The organism is Chitinophaga sp. XS-30, assembly GCF_008086345.1.
Taxonomy (GTDB): Bacteria; Bacteroidota; Bacteroidia; order Chitinophagales; family Chitinophagaceae; genus Chitinophaga.
Window position 1 is genome coordinate 5057607 of sequence record NZ_CP043006.1, and the last position, 18883, is coordinate 5076489.

The window sequence follows — 18883 nt, forward strand, 5'->3', positions numbered from 1 at the left end:
TGTAGTATAAATTCTACTTTTATCAAAAGCCGGGAACGGAATATACATCCTGTTCAAAATATACTACATTTGTTTATCCTTGATTTGGCGGGCTGAAGAGCTGTGAGCAAACAAACATATACTATGAAAAGCATTCTTGTTGCGGATGACCATTCCATTGTTCGTCTGGGCGTTTCGCATATCATTTCTACATTATCCATTCCTGTAAAGATCACGGAGGCGGAAACCTTTGACCAGGTGATCGCTTCGCTGGAAAAACAATCTTTTGACGTACTGATCCTTGACATTAATATTCCGGGAGGAAACAACCTGCAGATGATAGATGCCGTAAAACTGCGGCAACCGCAGATCAAGGTGCTGATCTTCTCCGGATATGACGAGCAGTTGTTCGCGATCAATTATATACAAGCTGGTGCGGACGGATACCTGATGAAGTACACACCGGAAGAAGAGATCAGGCTGGCTATCCTTACCGTGCTGAAACAGGAAAAGTATATGAGCGCCGTTACCCGGCAGCAGATGCTCAATATGCTGAACAACCAGCGCGCTCCTGTCATCAATCCTTTATCCTCTCTCTCTCCACGGGAAATAGAGGTCATGAACCTGCTTACCAAAGGCGTACCGATCGCCAGAATTGCGGAAACACTGCATTTACAGATCACCACCGTCAGCACTTACAAGACCCGCATCTTTGAAAAACTGGGCATTTCCAATATTGTGGAATTGCTGGAAAAAGTAAAGATGTACAGCACCCCGGGTTAATTCAGACGCAGCAATATCTCCATGCGTGTGCCGGCATCTTCATTGGCATGTACCACCAGCTTTCCGTTGATCTGCTGCAAAAGTTCCAGCACGATCATCAGACCAACGCCCTGCTGCATGGATAGCAACCATTTTTCATCGGACAGCTCCCGGCCATTCCCGTTGATCCAGTCCCGCATCTCCGGGGACATTCCAATACCGGTATCGGATATCCTGATGGATACCACACCATCCTCACAGGATGCGGCCATACCTACATAACCGGCCGTAGTATATTTTACAGCATTATCCAGCAGATTATTGACCACTATGGCCAGTAGCTGGCGGTTTACCGGCACTTTCAGATCCGGGCTCGTATTATTGTATATCCTGATGGCTCTGGATTCGGCTATAGGACGGAAAATACCGGCTTTTTCCTCCAGCAGCTCATACAGGTCCACATGCTGAATAGCAGCATGGTTGTCCATGACCTGCATTTTCATGTACTGAATGAGGTTCTCTACCAGGTGGTACATGCGGTAGACCGATTCATGCATGGCGCCCGAACGCCGGTCTTGCTGCGCTGTTGTGGAAGACAACAGCAAAAGGTACTTCATGGGGGTTTTGATATCATGCGTGATAGCGGTGATAAGGTGTTGCTGCATCTGGCTCTTGCGGTGCAGCTGCTGTTCCGATGCCTGCAGGAACAGGAGCGTCTCCTGCAATTCCCTTGTGCGTTCCTCCACACGTTGCTGAAGCATCTGGTTTTTATGATGAATATATTTTACACGCCAGCGTACATATACAAATATCAGCAACCCCAGGAGAAAGATGGCAGCAACTCTGAACCAGGCCGTTTCGAACCATGCCGGACGCACGATCAGCGTGATGATCTTCTCGGAATAATTATTAAGCCCGAACCCGTTGATCTTGCGGATATGGAGTTTGTACTCGCCCGAGTGCATTCCGGAGAATGAGATCACGCCTTTATCTTCCACCGGTAACCAGACCTTCCCGGCTCCATCCACCAGGGCATAGTCCATCTGTACATTATATCCATCTCCAAAATAAGGGGTGCTGACATGCAGCGCCAGGCGCAGAAACTGATTGGGGAGGTTGACCGTATCGCCCACGGCTATAGCCTGGTTATCCAGCATAACCTGGTCTATGATCAAGGGCCCTTTCGGCAACTCCGGCCTGACGTCTGCCGGAGAGAATTGCACCAGGCCCTCCATAGCCGGTAATGATATCCGTCCATCCTGCAGTTTGAGCGCACAGGGCTGACATCCTCCATTGAACTCGTTCGTCAGAAAACCGTGTTCTTTTGCATAATAGAGATAGTACACATAGTCCTGCCGGCCTTCCGCGTACGCCATCAGATCAGCTCTGGCTGCCTGAAAAAGCCCTTTATTGGTCGGGATCCAGAAAAAACCCCTGTCATCTGCTGCAATGCAGTGAGCCGTATTGAGGTAGTCGAGTTTGTCTTTGGGCAGTGAGATGAGCTTGTTTTGCCGGTACAGGAAAAAACCGCTGTCATAAGTGGTGATCCATACTTCATCCTTCGCCGGAATAAAGAGGCTGCGGATGTAGCGGTCGTTGAATTCCGAAAGCGTGTCAATATGCCGGGACGGGAGATGGATCCTTACAAGCCCCTTGCCGCCACCTACCCACAGCAATTCAGGGATTTCATGCAGTATGAAGGAAGCATCCTTTACATCTCCGGAGTACAGGACAGGATCCGGCGCGGATGCATCGAGGGAATAAAGCCCTGCATTCTTTGTTCCGATCCACAGGCGGTTGCTGTACCCGAGATACAATTGGGTAACTTCATCTTTTTCAAAGGAAAAACTCCAGAGCACTTTCGTGATCTTTGGATCATATCTATATACCGTCGATTTATTCTTATACCAGTAGCATCCCTGTTCATCCCGCAGCATACTGTACCGGTCCCACTGCGCATGCCTGGATTTCATCAGGTCCACGTATTCCGCCCTCCCATTCCTGCCAAATACAATACCCTGAGCCGTCACTATCCCGCTATCGCCATAAGGCGCCTGCGCATAGAATACATTATTCTGCTCATCGGGAGAAATAAAAGGATGGAAATGTTTACGGGTGTAGATGTACAATCCTTTAGACCGGCTACCCATGAACACCCGCTCCTGCTCCTCATCATAATAAACAGAAATAATATTGTTCCTGTCGAAATCAAACCGGCCTACGATCTCTCTCGTTTGCATTCCCCCTTCAGGCGAAACGGTCATATAATAGCATTTTTTGTCCTGATACAGGAACAATTGCTCTGCCACATAATTCCAGTAAAGCCTGCTCGTTCCCCTTGCCGCATTGAGCCCACCCGTCACCGGAACCTGCTGCACCGTATCCATGTTGAAGGTTACAAACTTTCCGGGTGCGGGCATGTGGTATAACTTCCGGCCAATGGTGAAGAAGGTCCAGGGACTGTGGTTACGGTATGCAAACGCATATTGTACGTTTCCCTTGCGTATGTAAGCTATGGAATCCCGGCTGATCCGGAAAAATGCCTGCGCTGATATCGGGATCACATACCGTTCCGAGTTGATAAGGCCGGCAAATATATTCGGCAACCCTGTAACAGGATAAACACCTACGGTATCATGATAAACCAGGTATTCATATTTATCCGGAGAGGCAGGGACCTTTTTATATTCTTCAGCATATCCATTCTTTATGGACAATACCTGGTGCTTTTCGGTACGCGCAAATAATCCTTTTCTGCCGTTGCCCGGATAAATGTAGGAAATGCGGCTGTTGCCGAAACTGCGGAAACGGGTGCCTTCAAAGCGCACCAGCCCATTTTCGGTAGCCAGCCACAGAAAGCCCGCCCCGTCGGGTGCAATAAATTTCACACTGTTTTGCGGCAAGCCGTTCTCATCAGTAAAATGCTGGATATGGTAGCCCGTTGTGTCCTCCTCATGGGCATGGACAATAATAGGTACACAGAAAAGCAGCAGGATAGCCGTTAATTTCATTCTCATGCCTGAACAAACACTTACTTACGCGGTGTCATTCTATATAGGGAAGCGCATTAGTGATATGCCGGCATACGGCTTCATATTCAATAATACTTTCACATATAGGGTATAGTAGATGTACTATATTGCAAATATATGATAGATGATTCGGAATCCTAATGTTTTTTTCACATTCAGAATAACGGGCCCGGCTCCTGCTCTACCGGCTCCTCTCCCGCCCTGAAAATCCTGGCCCTCAGTGGTCCGCGCAGGGACATGGTATTTCCATTCACTTCGATCCAGCTTCCTTCCCTTAATCCGATAACGGGGATCTCCTGTTGGGTATGAAACTCCCTGATGCGGGTTTCCCTGGTTTCCCCCATATGCAGCAGGCCGGGAACCGGATCAAGATAATGCGGGTTGAGATTGAAAGGCACCAGTCCCATAGTAACGAAGCTCGGCGGATAAACAATGGGCATATCATTGGTCGTTTGCATATTGATGCCGGCAATATTACTGCCGGCGCTGGCGCCGAGGTAAGGCGTCCCTTTTTCCACTGCTGTTTTCAACACGTCCATTAATTGCTGTTCATGCAACTGTTTTACCAGCAGGAAGGTATTTCCGCCACCCGTAAAGAATCCTTCCGCCTGATGCAGTGCCTCTACCGGCGAGGCAAAGGTATGCAGCCCTTTCACGGCAATTCCCGCACCAGCAAATGCAGATGCGGCACGGGCAGTATAATCATCATGAGAAATACCGCCGGGCCGTGCATAAGGAATAAATATGATCTCTCTGATACCCTCGAAAAGCTTTTGTATCACAGGTTGCAGGTAGGCCAGGTATTCACCGCCCGGTAAAGTGGATGTACTGGCCAGAACGATATGCTTCATGCCTCAAAAATATTACTTATCCGTATATTGCAGATAATTTTAAATCAATTGCCATGTCAATCACATCACAGGCGGAACTGCTGGGTATGCAGCAAGCCAGCGAAGCCGTTGCGGTTACACTCAGAAGCATGCGCGAGTTTGCCAGGCCAGGCATGAGCACTGCTGAACTGGATGAATACGGTCGCGCCCTGCTGGAGCGTTTCGGTGCCAAATCCGCCCCCAAACTTACTTACGGCTTCCCGGGATGGACCTGTATCAGTGTGAACAACGAGATCGCCCATGGCATCCCTTCGGCAAAGACTATCCTGCAGGAAGGAGACCTGGTGAATGTGGACGTGTCCGCCGAACTGGATGGTTTCTGGGCGGACAATGGCGGATCATTTGTGCTGGGGCGGGATCTCCATCAGCACCAGCAACTGGTCAATGCCTCCAGCGATATTCTCCGGATCGCCATTGCCAATATCCGCGACGGGGTGCGCATAGCCCAGGTAGGCGGGATCATTGAAACGGAAGCGCGGAAACGCGGTTACACCGTCATCCGGAACCTCACCGGCCACGGCATCGGCAGAGGCCTGCATGAAGAACCGCATTCCATCGCCAACTATTATGACAAATACAACAGGTCACGCTTCCGGAAGAATGCCGTGGTAGCCATTGAGACATTCATTTCCACCAAAGGCAACTGGGCCTACGAAGGCAGCGACGGCTGGACGCTCTCCGGCAAAAAGGGCGCCTATACCGCCCAGCACGAACATACCATTATGGTCACGGATGGCGAGCCGCTGATATTTACCCGGGAGAACGGGGTGACCGCTATCTGAGGTATAAAGCGGGGAAAATGCTGATTTCTTTTGATATCTTGACCCAAATCCCTGTTGCATGACCTCCACCCAACGCATTGCCGCCATCGACATCACCCGTGCGCTTACCATGTTACTGATGATCTTTGTGAACGACCTCTGGTCGCTCCACGACATTCCGTTGTGGCTGGAGCATACTGCCGCGGAAGAAGACGGCATGGGCCTGGCGGACACGGTTTTTCCGGCTTTCCTTTTCATTGTGGGGATGAGCATCCCTTACGCCATTGCCAACCGCATCAAAAAAGGCGATACCACCGGCCAGTTGCTCCGGCATGTGCTGGAGCGTTCTGTCGCTTTGCTGGTGATGGGCCTTTTTCTCGTCAACGGGGAAAACCTCCATGCGGAAGCCACAGGCATTCCGCGCGGCGTATGGAACATCCTCAGCTGCCTCTCCTTTATTTTCATCTGGAACCAATATCCCCCATCCTGGTCCCCACTGGCCCGGAACATCCTGAAGGGCACCGGTATCATTATTCTGCTGCTGCTGGCCTGGATCTGCCGTTGCGGGCAGGGAACGGAGATAACCCGTTTTGGTACGCACTGGTGGGGTATCCTCGGACTGATCGGCTGGGCCTATTTTGTCAGCGCCATGATCTTTGTGGCCGGAAAAGGGCGTTTTACCGTGAATGTTGTTGCCTGGCTGTGCTGCCTTATGCTGAGCATGGCCACGCATGGCCGGCTGTTCACTTATCCGCATTGGCTGAGTACCATCCTCGGTCCTGTTGCATACGGCGCCATGCCCGCGCTGGTGTTGGGCGGCGTAGTGGTATCCCAGCTCTTCCGGCGCTACAGCGCAGCGGGACAGTGGAAAATGGTGACCGGCGTATTGCCGGCACTGGGCGCTGTATTGCTGATGGCAGGATTCCTGACGCGCCCGGTATTCGAAATATCAAAGATCAGGGCTACCCCTAGCTGGGTGCTGATCTGCAGCGCCATCACCATCGGCTTGTTCGTATTTACCTACTGGCTGGGCGACCTGAAGCAGAAGGCGCACTGGTTCCGCGTGATCGGACCGGCCGGCTCAGATACGCTGCTCTGCTACCTCATCCCCTATTTCATTTACGCTATCATGGGAATGACCGGCGCAGCGTTACCGGCGATCATGCTGGGCGGGGCGATCGGTATAGGAAAATCCCTGCTGTTTGCCGTACTGATGATACAGATCGCGGGACTGCTCAGTAAACAGGGAATCCGTCTGAAACTGTAACTTTACCACATGATCAACATAACAAATGAATACCTGCAGGTAAAGATCAGCACGAAAGGAGCTGAACTGCAAAGTATTATCCGGAAAGACAATCAGCTGGAATATCTCTGGAGCGGCGACCCGGCCTTCTGGGGAAAGAAAAGCCCCGTGTTGTTCCCCATCGTGGGCAACCTGAAGAACAACACCTATTCCTTCAAAGGCGAACCTTACCAGCTAAGCCGCCATGGCTTCGCGCGGGATATGGAATTTGAGGTCATCGAGCATACGGAAAGCGCGGTTACGCTCAACCTTAGCGACAGCCAGACCACGCGCAAGAACTACCCTTTTCCCTTCAGCCTGAATATCCGGTATTCCCTGCAGGATGCTTCGCTGACCGTCAGCTATGAAGTGCAGAATACCGGCGATGACACCATGTATTTTTCCATCGGCGCACATCCCGCATTCAAAGTACCGCTGGAAGAAGGCATGACGTATGAAGATTATACCCTGCATTTCAATGAGACAGAAACAGCAGATGTATGGATGCTTTCCACATCAGGAGAACTGTCCCGCACACCAACACCTTACCTGGAACATACCCGGGAGCTGCCATTGAAAAAAGAACTTTTCGATAACGACGCCCTGGTCTTCAAAAACCTGGCATCTACCGCTATCAGCATCAAAAGTGAGAAAAAACCGCATGGGCTTACGCTGCATTATGCAGGTTTCCCATACATGGGCATCTGGGCGGCAAAGCATGCGGACTTCGTATGTATTGAACCCTGGTGTGGTGTAGCTGACCATGAAGATGCGTCAGGAAAACTGGAAGAGAAGGAAGGCATCGTACCACTTTCACCGGAAGAAATATTCCACCGGCAATGGTCGGTTTTACTTTTCTGAAATTAACAATTTCAAAGGAGTTTGTGCGAATGCGTTATACCATGTATTAACATCCTCTTACAGTTATAAACCGCACCTTTGCATTGGCTAATTGACAAATTAGTCTCTCACTAGCAATCCGGTGAATGACAGTAGCCGGTTGAACGGTTGGTTATTAAATGCAGGCGCCCATCTTCCGATGGGTGTTCCCGTTTAACAGCGGATCGTCTTCTTTTTCTTTACACCGCCCGGCCTGTTGCGTGCAGCGCTGATATATTCTTCAGCCAATGGCACTTTGCAGGCTGTACCATTCATATCCACAGATACAGCGCCGATATTCCGTGCAACGGCTACCGCCTGTTCATGCAGGGCATCAACATAGGTCCCCACTCCTATCACAAATCCATTCATTACATAACGTACGCGGTTCGGGGAGCTGTGAATGGTCTTCTCAATACGCTGCAACAACTTTTTGATCAACGGCAGGTCCAGCTCCTCATCCGCTTTCATGGATACGATGCCCCCGAGCGTGTTCCAGCCGCTGCCGGCGATCAGTTCGTTATCTGAATCTATCCACCGCAGGGCAAGTTCCCAGCCTTCCGGATGCTCTGCGGCTACCCAGGGAACGGAATATTCGCTGATACCCTGGCTGTTGGATGTTTCCGCCCAATGCTGCAGCTGCGCTTCCGTCATCTGTGCGCCGTCTGCGATCAGTGCAGCGAGGTAGCGCGCATCGTACACACCGCTGTCGAACAATGCCAGCGCAAGCGGCACATCCTTTTTTATCTTCTTCTGAAGGATTTTGAGATCAGCCACCTTCGCACCATAAACGGGTTCGGCGGCGCCGTGTTTCATCAGGGTGTTTTTCGTAGATGCGCTGCCGTAAGACCTGATCGCATCCAGTACTTCAGGGAGTTGCATATATGTGGCTTTACGATGGTGGCGGGCGGGTATTATGCCGGCATCTGCTGTTTGAAGGACCTGAATTCTTCCCGCAGCTCGATGAACAGCCGGTCGAACGTATCCATATCTTCCTGCAGCCGGGTATGTAATGTTGTGAGCGCAGCGGGACTGCCCTCACTTTCGGACATCAGCTTGTCAGCCTTCACAATGAGCTGCAACTGGTCATTGACCACTTCCTTCTGGCGGATAAGCGCATTCTGGAAATGCTCCACCTTTATCAGCTGGTCCTGCTGCATAGGTTTGCTGCTGAGCTCCGTCAGTTCCTCCGTGAGTGATCTGATCTCCTTTTCACTCAGCAGGAGATCTTTTTTCCATGCCTGGTGAAGGCGGTGGATCTCGTCGAAATTATCTATGGGCATATCTACAGGGTTTTGCTACACATTGATGCCATGGGCCAGCAGGCGCTTCCATTCCGGATGACGGCGGAGATAGGTGGCCACATAGGGGCAAAGGGGCACCATCCTGAGCTTTCTTTCATCCACGATCTGCAACACCTTCTCAACAAGCGCTGATGCAATGCCCTTGCCTTCGAGCGCGGAAGCTACTTCTGTATGGGTCAGAAATATCCTGTCCGCCCCCATCATATATTCAACTTTGGCGAGATGCCCGTCCACACGCGTCTCAAACTGGCGTGCAAGCTCATTATCTACAATTTCCAACTGCTTCGTTTCCATAAAAAACCTGGATTTTAAAAATGATGATCGTCTGCTGACTCTTCACAGACCAAATACCCTGCCGGTATTATACAAACACAAAGTTACGAAATTGGTTGCAGCCGCAGAATTATTCATAATTCCATGTATGTTTTGTTTCCATCATTTACTTTTGCCTCATGCAAAAGAGTTTAAGTGAACGCGATCTCGCCGTCATCTGGCATCCCTACACACAGATGCAGACGGCTCCGGCGCCGGTGGGGATCGTACGCGGCGAAGGCGCACTGTTATTCGATGAGGAAGGGAACCGCTACCTGGATGCAACATCCAGCTGGTGGGTCAATATCCACGGGCATGCGCACCCCCATATTACGGCAAAACTGGCGGCGCAGGCGGCACAGCTGCATCACTGCATTTTTGCCGGTTATACGCATGAACCGGCTGTTTCCCTGGCCGAGCGCCTCCTTCCCATACTTCCCGGCAATCAGCGAAAGCTGTTCTATTCGGACAATGGGTCCACTGCTGTGGAAGTTGCGCTGAAAATGACGATCCAGTACTGGAAGAACACAGGCCGGTCCAGGCACCGCATCCTGGCCTTCAAAAACGCTTACCATGGCGATACTTTCGGGGCCATGAGCGTCAGCGCACGGAGTGTTTTTACAAAAGCCTTTGATGATTTCCTGTTTGAAGTGGTTTTCCTGGATCTGCCCACCGCGGAAAACATCGGCGGACTGAAAGAACAGATAGATACCCTGGCCGCGGAGGCGGGCGCTTTCATTTTTGAACCGCTGGTACTGGGTTCGGGGGGAATGATGATGTACGATGCCGCGTTGCTGGATGAGCTGCTGGCCCATTGCAGGACACATAACATCCTGCTGATCGCGGACGAGATCATGACCGGATTCGGCCGTACCGGCACCAACTTTGCCATGGACCAGGTGCAAACGCCGCCGGACATCATCTGCCTGTCAAAAGGCCTTACCGGCGGCACTATCGCCATGGGCGTCACCACCTGCACCAATGACATCTACAACGCCTTCCTGTCCACCGACAAGCTGAAAACGCTCTTTCACGGCCATTCCTACACCGCCAACCCGCTGACCTGTGCCATCGCGCTGGCGAGCCTGGACCTGTTCCTGGAGCCGTCCTGCGCCGCCAACCGGCAGCGGATCAACACCAGGCACCGGGCATTTGCCGTAACGCTGGCTTACCATCCGGAAGTGAAGAATGTACGCTCTCTTGGCACCATCCTCGCGTTCGAGATCGTGACGGGTGAGACCGACAGCTATACCAATGAACTGGCGGGCTTCCTTTTCAGCTTTTTCCGGGAAAAACGGATAATGCTCCGCCCCCTTGGCAACACTTTGTACATCCTGCCGCCCTATTGTATCACGGACGAGCAGCTGGACGAGGTGTACGGGAGCATACTGGCAATGCTGGAGGCGTACGGGAAACAGTGGGCATGAGATATCTGGCTTACGAAAAAGGGCTGTACCGCTGCGGCACAACCCTTTCCTTTAAATAATGTTTACAGCCTAGAAGGTCAAAGGCACGGTCACGCGGGTTTTATCCCAGTGGATCACCATTTGCCCTTTCGGGAAAGAGAACGTCAGTTTTTCTGCTTCGGGAGCATTATTGTCTGCCGGAACCTTTACTTCGGCTACATTCTTGTCTTTGTTCTTCTCATACTCGGCAGCACCGGGTTGCCCCGTAACACTGTTCAGGATCACCGTCCACTCCTTTTCACCGGGAATGGTGAACAGCGAATAGGTGCCGGCTTTCACTTTAGTGCCGCCGAAGGTGGCGTCTTTCTTGAAAGTGATGTCGGTAGATTTGTTTGCACCGGTACGCCATACTTTTCCATAAGCTTCCAGGCCAGGGAAGATCACACGGCCTCTTTTGGAAGGCTGGCCGTAGGACACTTCAACGTTTTCACCGGTTGTAGTGACACGTGGACTTTTAGGAGGAGCTTGCTGGGCAAATATTGCGCTCGTTGTAAAGATGAGGGCCAGGCCCATTAACATGCTTTTCATAAAAAATAGGATTTGTTTTTATGTTGAAAAAGGAAAATTACGTTCTTCCCCGCACAATTACCGTACCACTCGTAACAAAGTCGCCTAATACTTCTCGGAAAGCATCTTTAATTTGCTCAGACCCTCTTCCATAGACTCACCGAACATGCGATCCATCAGAAAGCCCCGGAGTTTCCACCAGGGCGCCATGCCCACCTGCGTTTCCAGCCGCCAAAGGATGGCCGTGCCTTTTCCGTCTGCCGTGGGTTTCAGTTCAATGACCCCTGTTACGGGCTTCATGGCCGGATGGGTCATATTATAGGTGATCCCTTTTTCAGGGTCCGCCAGTACGATCTCTACCCTTCCGGAAGCCGTCCGGCCCGCGGTGTTGCTCCAGGTAAACCAGGCGCCTTTGCCCTCCGCGGGATCGGAATATTGCTGCATGCTGGCGCCGCCGGTGCGGTAGGCCGGGTCCCAGGGGTTCCAGGCCGGCCAGGTTTTCAGGTCACTGACCTGGGCAAATACCGTGGAAACAGGAGCATCGATCGACCCCGATCTTTCCAGCCGGGCTACAGAAGGGAATAAAAGCGACAAAAGGAAAATCAGCAGGCCTAAAACGATCACTGCCGTCAGAAACATTTTCAACACACGCATAGCGGGGAAGGGAGAATTTAATGATCAAAGTAAAGGATAAAAGTAAAGCATTTGCAGGGATTTCCGCTATCCGGCAGGGTTGAACATGGCGCTATGCTCCCGCGGTAAAATGTTCCTGCGTGTTTCCCCTGAACTTTTCGCAGACCCTTTTCAGATTGTGCAACCCTCTTTCGAAATCGCTCCCTACCCATTTATGCATTTTTCTGCGCATCAGCCTGCGCATGGGATTACGCCCTACTTCCGTTTCCAGGCACCAGGTGACCCGGGTGCCATCCGCCGCCTGCTCAAAGCGGAAATAGCTTTTTGAGCTATGCTGCTGCATCAGATACATATCATTGGCAATATATTCATTGACCCTGGATTCCGTGATCACCAGACTGCCCTTCCCCACCTTGCGGCGACGGCTTTTCCAGCGGTACCAGGCGCCTTTTCCGGCGTCCTTTTCGGAGAACTCTACCTTCATTTGCGGATCTTTTCCGTGCCAGGGCGACCATTGAGGCCAGTTGCGCAACGCATTCACCAGCATAAAGATCCGGGTGACAGGCGCCTGTATGAAAAGGCTGCGCTCAATACGAACACGGGATGGCAGAAAGAGTGAAAGGATAAACGTACCCAGCACCAACACTGCCAAAGCCCCTAAAATAACGAACATGGCTTGTTGCATAAGGAATAGTTTAAGGGAATACAAAAGATACGCCTATTCCGGGAATTTTCCAGCATTTATTCCCAGCGGAATACCTTGATGGCAACCGCGTACACCACCACTCCCCAGATGACCATCACCAGCAGCTGCGGCCACACATTCCAGATATGCAAACCTTCAAAGGCCACCTTGCGGAGGGCATCATTGAGATAGGTAAGCGGCATCACCCTGCAGATGGGCTGCAACCATGCCGGGAATACGTCAATAGAGAAGAAAGTGCCTGCCAGCAGAAACTGCGGCAGCGTAACGATGTTGGCCAGCGGCGGGATCGTGCTTTCTGTTTTGGCAATACCGCTGACCACAAAGCCAAAGCCCATGAAAATGATCAGCCCGAACAAACACAGGAGCCACATTTCCAGGAAAGTCATAAACCCGTTCACCAGCGTGAAACCGAACAGGAAATAACCGATACCGATAATGATCACCGCGCCGATGGACTGGAACAGCAGGCGGCTGATCGCCTCTCCGAGGATAATGTACATCCGGCTGACCGGTGTGGCGAAGAAACGTTTCAGCACCAGCGTCTGCCGCAGGCTGAAAAACAGGAATGCCGTGCCGAAAACGGCAGCGCTCAACAGGGAAAAGCCCAGCTGACCGGGCAATATGAAGTCTATCGCCTTGTATTCCCTGCCCGGTACTACTTCCGGCATTATCCGGGCAACGGAAGGACGGGGATATTCCACGTCGTTCAACTGATTGATGTGGGCGTTCAGTACATTGAACAGGATGCCGGCACTTTCCCCGCTGGCGGAAGAGGTCTTTATGTGGATATTGTACCTGGGAACAGCGTTCGCCGTGTCGATCTTCACAATGGCCGTCAGACGGCCTTTTCGCAGCTCGTCTTCCATTTCCGCCTGCGAAACCCCGTTGGCGATGCGCAGGTTGCCGCTGGTCACCAGGGCACGATAAACAGGATTAAGGGTGTCCGAAGCTTCGTCAATGCCGATCCTGGCGGAAACGCCCCTCCCGCCGATAAAACCGAACACCAGTATAAACACCAGCGGAAAAGCGAAACTGAACACCACCGCAGAAGGACTGCGGAACATGCCGCGGATGCTCGCCTTTGTGATCGCCAACATGGCCCTCCACTGATTATACTTAACTGCCATACGTTTGCATTAAAGGGTGTAAAACTAGCATTCATAAGCGAATAAACAACTACCGGCGATGGCGTAAATGAAAAAGCCCCCGCGGCGCTGGGCGGCCGGGAGGCTTTGTTGCTTGTACCTGAGAGAAATTTAAAAGCCGTCGAGCGCTGTGATCTCAGCCTGTACAGTGCTCTCCGTGGTTTCAGCGAGGGTCAGCGCTTCCACCTGGTCTTCCGAGATCGTGATATCCTTTTTGGCGAAATAAAATTTTCCGTCCTTGATGCTGAAAGCGATCAGCCTGCCTTCCGCACCCACCGGCATTGCATTGTCATAACTCTTTACCTGGTTTTCACCATCCGGTGTATATAATTGCGCCACCACATTATCTCCTTTTGCGATAAAGAATACATAGGTTTCTCCGCTCATTGCCCGGAAATTGGCCATGGTACCGGGATTATTGGGAACGCTCACTTTAACGGTCGTTTTGGGATTGCTCATGCTCCAGAAAATATCGCAATTCACCCATCCCAGTTCTCCAAAATCGAAAACAAATGCCATACCCTCTGCCTTTACCTCTCTTTGTGCGCCCTGACGGGGATTCTGCCATGCGAACTGATCCCCCTGTACGGTGTCCGCACCTACCCACAATTGCGTAAACCCGTCACGCTCCGTTGGTATTTCTATACGGAGCGGCTCTTTCAGGACCGCATCCACACTCTGCCCACCACTCTTTACGTCAAGGAAAAAAGAACCGTCGGATTGCAGCGGCATCCCGGAGATATGATTGGTATTCACACCACCAAGCACCAACTGGCTGCGTTTCAGCAATTCCATGGCCTCCACCGTGAGATTGCCCGTTACTTCCACGCCGTTCTTTGTGAATGCACCGGCAGGGAACGTGATCTTTACCCCGCCTTTAAGTGTAACAGTTTTCGGCAGGTCGGCTGTGGAAAAGGTGAAGGACTGCACTTGGGGGCCGGCCTTTTCTATGAAATCACGGGTATTGCTGATCTGATCTTCCGGCGGAGGTGCATCATTCTTTTTACAGGCGTAAAAACAAAAAGCCCCGGCTGCCATCACTGCTAATAATTTCTGCGTTTTCATGAGATACTGTTTTAGTTTAAGGATCGTGTGTTTGGAGATATATCAGCAGACCGGAAGTTTTGTTACCTGGTTTCGCAGATTTTTTTTTAACCGGCGATTAACAAATTAAAAATCAGTGGATTTAGGGGATTTATTATGTTGCGGGCATGAAATACTGCTGGGCTAAAAGCCAGTAATAGCCAAATCAACCGAATTGCCGCATAGTACGGCGCAACTGCAAAATCTGAACTGGGTATGAACGAACAACAATCCCCCACCGCAATGAAAGAAAATAACGGGCTTGAAAAAATGTGTGCCTGTTACGACAACATCCTCGTTTCTTTACAGGAATTTGAAGCGTTCAGTGCATCGCAGATCATTTGTAATGTAGTGAATGAGCACATCAAAAGGCTGTCTCTCGTCATCCGCCAGCACAACGAGATAGCCGCGACAGCGGAAAAAAGCATGGAAGCGCTGGCAGACGGGTTGCGGCGTCTGCGCCTGCAGGCACAACAGATCGTGGACGAAAACCATAACCATGTGATCCGCATGACCAGCGATGAGCGTGACCCTGTGTACACAGGGGAAGGATGATCAGCGGCAGGGCAAAAAATACAGCTGCAAAACAGTCCGAAAAAAGCAAAAGTGAAAAGTACGGATACTTTTCACTTTTGCTGATATGCGATAAGGCCGCTGTCCGGCATTATTGTATGATGAAGTCTCCGGGCAGTCTGGCCTGCACTCCGTTAGTCATACGTTTCAGGGTTTTCAATACCTGGTAGAAACGATAGTGCTCTCCCAGCTCCTCTTTTACCATGCTGCTGCGGATCTCGCCACCCAGGGTCTTGAGTATCTTCTCGTATGGATGGACCGGTTTCGGGTAAGCAACAATGTTGGTCTCCGGCAAATTGGCCATGCGGGACGCGCAGGCCACGGCATCTGAAATGCCACCAAGACGGTCTACCAGTCCCAGCCGCTGCGCCTGCAGGCCAGTCCACACCCTGCCTTGCGAAATACTGTCCACTACCGCGGCGCTTAACTTCCGGCCGTCCATTACACGGTCTTTAAAAGTCACATAAATGCTGTCCACCATTCGTTGTATGATCGTCTTTTCCTTATCCGTCAATGGGCGATAAGCCGCGCCGAGATCTGCATATTGTCCGGTTTTCACATTATCGAACGTGATGCCGAGTTTGTTATTGAAGAAGCCCTGCATATTGGGCAGCACCGCAAATACGCCTATGGAACCGGTCAACGTAGTGGGCTCTGCAAAAACGGAATCCGCCATACAGGAGATATAATATCCGCCGGATGCGGCGTAGTTGCCCATAGATACGATCACCGGCTTGCTTTTGCGGGCCAACGTCAGTTCCCGCCAGATGCCTTCCGAAGCCAGGGCACTGCCGCCGGGGGAGTTCACCCGGAGCACGATGGCCCTGATATCCTTATCCTGACGTGCTTCACGGATGATCTTGATATAATCTTCACTCGCGATCATATCGCCGTTAGGGCTGCTGCCGTCAATGATGTCTCCCTGAGCGTAGATCAACGCCAGATTGCCCCTCGTATCCGAAAAACCTTCGGCCTTGTTGTACCGGCTGAGGGACACAAAATTCACCTTTTCATCATTTTTCAGGTTCAGGCTGCGCTTGATCTCATCCATTACCTGATCATCATACTTCAGTCCATCTACCAGTTTATACTGCAATGCATCTTCCGGGAACTGGATGTTCCCCTCATTGGCGTATTGATGCAGCATCGCCGTATCTATTCCTCTTGCCCTGGATACTTTCTGCAGAAAGTTGCCGTACAGCTCATTCAGGAAGGCGGTGGTCTGGATGCGGTTGGCTTCCGTCATCTTCGTTTCCCGCAGCGGTTCGGTAGCGCTTTTGAATTTACCGTTATAGAATATCTGCGGCTGTATGTCCAGTTTCTCCAGTGTGCCTTTGAAGTACATCATCGTCAGGGAGTACCCGGAAAAGTCAATGGAGCCTTTGGGGTTCAGATATATTTTATCTGCTGCTACAGCTATACTGTAAGCGCCTTGCGGCATACCCTCCGCATATGCATACACGAATTTTTTGCTTTCCCTGAACTCCAGAAGGGCTTTGTACAGCTCTTCGCTGGAGGCATAACCGTTGCCGTTGCCGTCTGTTTTCAGGTAGATGCCTTTAATGTTATCGTCTTTACCGGCTTTTTTGATGAGGCGGACGGCGTCATACAGTCCGGGTACCTGGCCGGGGGCACCGCTGAAGTACCCGAGTAACGGATCATTGGTCCGCTGCTCATTGAACGTCTGACTGATGTCTACCACCAGCACCGCATTGGTGCCGATAACCACTTTATCAGCAGTGGTCATCCGGGCGATCATCATCAACATAAAAAAGAACCCGATGATGGAAAAAACAATAAGGGCCACAAAGGAAGCAAAGAAAAACTTGAGAAAACTGCGCATGTTATTTGATTAGTTTATATACTGGTGAGCTGCCGGCGGATGTAAAGCCGTGTTAAATCAACCCGGCTGTTTTCCGAAATGCGAATTATTTTCCAAAAATAAGGAATATGGCTACTTTTGGGCCGTCTAAATACATGAATACTGCAATATTACTTATAGGTGGCAATATCGGTGACCGGCCGAAATACCTGCAGCAGGCGGCTTTGCTGATCGCTGCCCGGGCCGGCCGTATCGCGGCGGAATCCGCGCTGTACGAGACGGCGCCCTGGGGGGAAGTGGACCAACCCGATTACCTTAACCAGGCCCTGCGGCTGGAAACGGAACTGGAGGCTCCGGTTTTGCTGGAACTGTTGCTGGACACGGAAAAGGAGATCGGCAGGGTGCGCCGCCAGAAATGGGGCGCCAGGGTGATCGACATCGATCTGATCTTCTTTAACCAGGAAGTTATTACCCTCCCCCGGCTGAAAGTGCCGCACCCGCAGATGCAAAACCGCCGTTTTGTACTGGCGCCACTGAATGAGATCGCTCCGGACTGGATGCATCCCATCCTGCAACTCACTGTTAACCAGTTACTGGAAGCCTGTCCGGACCCACTGCCCGTACATAAATTTGTTGCAGCAGCCCATTAAGATGTTATATCGTTTTATTACCATAGAAGGCAATATCGGCGCGGGAAAAACCACTCTTGCCAACAAACTGGCGGAACATCTCGGCGCCCGGCTTATCCTGGAAGGCTTTGCAGACAACCCCTTTCTCCCCAAATTTTACGCACAGCCCGATCAGTATGCTTTTCCCCTGGAGCTCTTCTTCATGGCGGAACGTTACAAACAACTGAAGGAAATGCTGGCCACACGAGATCTCTTCGCCCAATATACCATCAGTGATTACCTTTTTGTCAAAAGCCTGCTGTTCGCCAAAATGAACCTGAAAGATGATGAATTCTCGCTATATCAGAAACTGTTCGATATCATCAACCCCCAGCTGGCCCAGCCGGATATACTCATATTCCTGAACGCGCCGGTGGACCTGCTGCAAAAGAACATCAAAAAACGCAACCGCTCCTACGAGCAACAGATACCGGATGCGTACCTCCATAAAGTACATGAGATGTATATGCATTTCATCCGTCAGCACCCTCTGCGGACATTGGTAATAGATACGACCAAAACGGATTTTCTCCGCAGCGAAGAGGATTTCAGGAGCTTGCTGGCGGCGCTGGACAAGGAGCATCCAACCGGGTTGACCTACCTTTGAACTATCATTCCGGTAATATAAAAAGGTGGCGGGGAATCCCGTCACCTTTTCTCTTTGCAATTACACCTCCCGATCAGGCGGCGATCACTACCGGATCTACAAAAGAGGTTAACAGTGAGGAGGCCAGCGGGCCCACAAGCGGCGCAGTCATCACAAATCCCTTGGTCAGGAAGTAGCCGGCTTTCACAACAGTGAGCAGGTCACTAACATATCCGCCGCCCTGAATTTCTTTCAGTTCCTGCGCGCTCAGGGCTTCACAGCCAAATTGTTTTTCCAGATTGTTTTGCATCATGACAGATTAAATGGGTGAAGAAATAGTTGAGGTTAATAATTTTGAATTTAATGATTGTTGCCTAATCTCCAGCATACCATTTTGTTCATTTTTAATCCCTTCTGTTCATTCTGTTCATTTATCCTTACAAAAGGCAAAAAAATATTTCCCTCCCCTTTGGGGTACCCCGGCATTTCT

General features: G+C 51.1%; 20 protein-coding genes. 8 read left to right on the forward strand and 12 right to left on the reverse strand.

From position 1 onward, the window contains the following. The first annotated feature begins 123 nt into the window (after positions 1 to 123). The gene (locus tag FW415_RS20320; RefSeq protein ID WP_148388685.1) at positions 124 to 762 is read left to right on the forward strand and encodes a response regulator transcription factor; all 639 of its coding nucleotides are present in this window, start codon (positions 124 to 126) and stop codon (positions 760 to 762) included. Here the strand turns inward: FW415_RS20320 and FW415_RS20325 are convergent. Further along, positions 759 to 3758, reverse strand: coding sequence for an ATP-binding protein (locus FW415_RS20325; protein WP_148388687.1), 3000 nt, complete (start codon positions 3756 to 3758; stop codon positions 759 to 761). The genes FW415_RS20320 and FW415_RS20325 overlap by 4 nt on opposite strands. A gap of 170 nt (positions 3759 to 3928) precedes the next feature. Then, the gene (gene pepE, locus FW415_RS20330; RefSeq protein ID WP_148388689.1) at positions 3929 to 4624 is read right to left on the reverse strand and encodes a dipeptidase PepE; all 696 of its coding nucleotides are present in this window, start codon (positions 4622 to 4624) and stop codon (positions 3929 to 3931) included. Between the two features lie 53 nt (positions 4625 to 4677). Here pepE and map point away from each other — a divergent pair, with 53 nt between their 5' ends. The 3 genes from map to FW415_RS20345 are packed head-to-tail and all read left to right on the forward strand — an operon-like array spanning position 4678 to position 7570. Next, positions 4678 to 5445, forward strand: coding sequence for a type I methionyl aminopeptidase (gene map / locus FW415_RS20335; protein ID WP_148388691.1), 768 nt, complete (start codon positions 4678 to 4680; stop codon positions 5443 to 5445). A 58-nt stretch (positions 5446 to 5503) separates the two neighbouring features. Then, entirely contained in the window at positions 5504 to 6691 is a 1188-nt protein-coding gene (locus FW415_RS20340; RefSeq protein ID WP_148388693.1) for a heparan-alpha-glucosaminide N-acetyltransferase domain-containing protein, read from the forward strand. Positions 6692 to 6700: 9 nt separating this feature from the next. Further along, positions 6701 to 7570 carry an aldose 1-epimerase family protein gene (locus tag FW415_RS20345; protein ID WP_148388695.1) on the forward strand — a complete coding sequence of 290 codons (870 nt, stop codon included), beginning with the start codon at positions 6701 to 6703 and terminating at the stop codon, positions 7568 to 7570. A 192-nt stretch (positions 7571 to 7762) separates the two neighbouring features. Here the strand turns inward: FW415_RS20345 and FW415_RS20350 are convergent, their stop codons facing one another. From FW415_RS20350 to FW415_RS20360, 3 genes are read right to left on the reverse strand one after another with little or no spacing between them, the layout of a single operon-like run. Then, positions 7763 to 8470, reverse strand: a complete 708-nt coding sequence (locus FW415_RS20350) for a DNA alkylation repair protein (RefSeq protein ID WP_148388697.1) — start codon at positions 8468 to 8470, stop codon at positions 7763 to 7765. 32 nt (positions 8471 to 8502) lie between these two features. Further along, complete coding sequence (locus FW415_RS20355) at positions 8503 to 8871, reverse strand: hypothetical protein (protein WP_148388699.1); 369 nt, start codon at positions 8869 to 8871, stop codon at positions 8503 to 8505. A gap of 15 nt (positions 8872 to 8886) precedes the next feature. Next, complete coding sequence (locus FW415_RS20360; protein ID WP_148388701.1) at positions 8887 to 9186, reverse strand: GNAT family N-acetyltransferase; 300 nt, start codon at positions 9184 to 9186, stop codon at positions 8887 to 8889. Positions 9187 to 9344: 158 nt separating this feature from the next. Here FW415_RS20360 and bioA point away from each other — a divergent pair, with 158 nt between their 5' ends. Then, positions 9345 to 10631 (forward strand): adenosylmethionine--8-amino-7-oxononanoate transaminase, encoded by a 1287-nt coding sequence (gene bioA / locus FW415_RS20365; protein WP_148388703.1) that lies wholly within the window; start codon positions 9345 to 9347, stop codon positions 10629 to 10631. Between the two features lie 69 nt (positions 10632 to 10700). Here the strand turns inward: bioA and FW415_RS20370 are convergent, their stop codons facing one another. The 5 genes from FW415_RS20370 to FW415_RS20390 form a co-directional block, all read right to left on the reverse strand. Further along, entirely contained in the window at positions 10701 to 11198 is a 498-nt protein-coding gene (locus tag FW415_RS20370) for a DUF2911 domain-containing protein (RefSeq protein ID WP_148388704.1), read from the reverse strand. Positions 11199 to 11282: 84 nt separating this feature from the next. After that, positions 11283 to 11831: an SRPBCC family protein gene (locus FW415_RS20375; RefSeq protein WP_148388706.1), complete on the reverse strand. Its 549-nt coding sequence runs from the start codon at positions 11829 to 11831 to the stop codon at positions 11283 to 11285. Positions 11832 to 11922: 91 nt separating this feature from the next. Beyond that, positions 11923 to 12495, reverse strand: a complete 573-nt coding sequence (locus FW415_RS20380; protein WP_148388708.1) for an SRPBCC family protein — start codon at positions 12493 to 12495, stop codon at positions 11923 to 11925. 56 nt (positions 12496 to 12551) lie between these two features. After that, positions 12552 to 13613, reverse strand: coding sequence for an ABC transporter permease (locus FW415_RS20385; RefSeq protein WP_246858820.1), 1062 nt, complete (start codon positions 13611 to 13613; stop codon positions 12552 to 12554). 159 nt (positions 13614 to 13772) lie between these two features. After that, entirely contained in the window at positions 13773 to 14726 is a 954-nt protein-coding gene (locus tag FW415_RS20390; protein WP_148388713.1) for a hypothetical protein, read from the reverse strand. Between the two features lie 234 nt (positions 14727 to 14960). Here FW415_RS20390 and FW415_RS20395 point away from each other — a divergent pair, with 234 nt between their 5' ends. Next, positions 14961 to 15299, forward strand: a complete 339-nt coding sequence (locus FW415_RS20395; RefSeq protein WP_148388715.1) for a hypothetical protein — start codon at positions 14961 to 14963, stop codon at positions 15297 to 15299. Positions 15300 to 15408: 109 nt separating this feature from the next. Here the strand turns inward: FW415_RS20395 and sppA are convergent, their stop codons facing one another. Then, complete coding sequence (gene sppA, locus FW415_RS20400) at positions 15409 to 17160, reverse strand: signal peptide peptidase SppA (protein ID WP_148388717.1); 1752 nt, start codon at positions 17158 to 17160, stop codon at positions 15409 to 15411. A gap of 134 nt (positions 17161 to 17294) precedes the next feature. On the opposite strand from sppA, the gene folK reads away from it, so the two are divergent. Both folK and FW415_RS20410 read left to right on the forward strand, forming a co-directional pair. Next, positions 17295 to 17789, forward strand: a complete 495-nt coding sequence (gene folK, locus FW415_RS20405) for a 2-amino-4-hydroxy-6-hydroxymethyldihydropteridine diphosphokinase (protein WP_148388719.1) — start codon at positions 17295 to 17297, stop codon at positions 17787 to 17789. 1 nt (position 17790) lies between these two features. Then, positions 17791 to 18414 carry a deoxynucleoside kinase gene (locus FW415_RS20410; RefSeq protein WP_148388721.1) on the forward strand — a complete coding sequence of 208 codons (624 nt, stop codon included), beginning with the start codon at positions 17791 to 17793 and terminating at the stop codon, positions 18412 to 18414. 73 nt (positions 18415 to 18487) lie between these two features. On the opposite strand, the gene FW415_RS20415 is transcribed toward FW415_RS20410, so the two are convergent. Beyond that, on the reverse strand, positions 18488 to 18706 hold the full coding sequence (locus FW415_RS20415; protein WP_148388723.1) for a hypothetical protein: 219 nt from the start codon (positions 18704 to 18706) through the stop codon (positions 18488 to 18490). Positions 18707 to 18883: the final 177 nt, after the last annotated feature.